The organism is Roseovarius roseus (genome assembly GCF_043355935.2).
GTDB classification, from domain to species: Bacteria; Pseudomonadota; Alphaproteobacteria; order Rhodobacterales; family Rhodobacteraceae; genus Roseovarius; species Roseovarius roseus.
Genome location: NZ_JBHFPE020000061.1, coordinates 1 through 827, shown reverse-complemented (window position 1 = coordinate 827; position 827 = coordinate 1). Strand labels below are relative to the sequence as shown.

The following is an 827-nucleotide window of genomic DNA, read 5'->3' as shown; positions in this document are numbered from 1 at the left end:
CCGGGAGGGTGAAGACCACGTGGAAATATTCCACGGGCAGAAGGTCCTCGGCCCGCGCCTCCATCCAGTCGCGCGCCGCCGGTCCCTGGCACTTCGGGCAATGCCGGTTCTTGCAGGAATTGTAGGCGATGTGATGGTGGCCGCATTTGATGCAACCGGCCACATGCCCGCCGAGCGCTTCGGTCCGGCAGGCCTCGATCGCGGACATCACCTTGAGCTGTGAGAGGCTGACATGCCCCACATTGGCCTGCCGCCACGCAGAGCCATGGGCGCGGAAGATGTCAGCAATCTCCAGCTTCGGCCGGGACACCCCGGCATCCGGTCACTCCAGGCTTCGCTTCACGGTCTGGTCCTGCAACCTGGCCAGCATCTCGTAGGGGCTGACCGTGTCGCGGATCGTCTTGGTGGCGACATGAGTGTATCGCGCCGTGGTCGTAAGCTTGGCATGGCCGAGAAGCACCTGGATCACCCGCACGTCGGTATTGGCCTCCAGCAGATGCGTCGCGAAACTGTGGCGCAACGTGTGCAGCGTCGCGACCTTCTTGACGCCGGCCATGTGCTTGGCCGAGGTGAAGGCCCGGTTCAGCTGCCTTGGCGAGATCGGGTTGATCTTGGGCTTGCCGGGAAACAGCCAGCCCTCCGGGCGCGCCTCGCGCCACCAGGCACGCAGCAACTCCAGCAATCCGGGCGACAGCATCACCTTGCGGTCCTTCTGGCCCTTGCCCTGCTCGACGTGGATCAGCATCCGGTCGCTGTCGATGTCGCCGATCTTGAGGTTGCAGACCTCGGCCGCGCGCAGCCCGGCACCATAGCTGATGTGTCAACGC

Annotated in this window: 1 protein-coding gene and 1 pseudogene; both read right to left on the bottom strand. The window is 64.8% G+C overall.

Features of this window, described 5'->3' with window-relative positions:
• A partial coding sequence (locus tag ACEWPL_RS19460) for an IS91 family transposase (protein ID WP_420744411.1) occupies positions 1-310 on the bottom strand: 310 nt, incomplete at its 3' end.
• Between the two features lie 12 nt (positions 311-322).
• Positions 323-817: pseudogene (locus ACEWPL_RS19455) on the bottom strand (tyrosine-type recombinase/integrase); the annotation flags it as partial.
• Positions 818-827 lie beyond the last annotated feature (10 nt).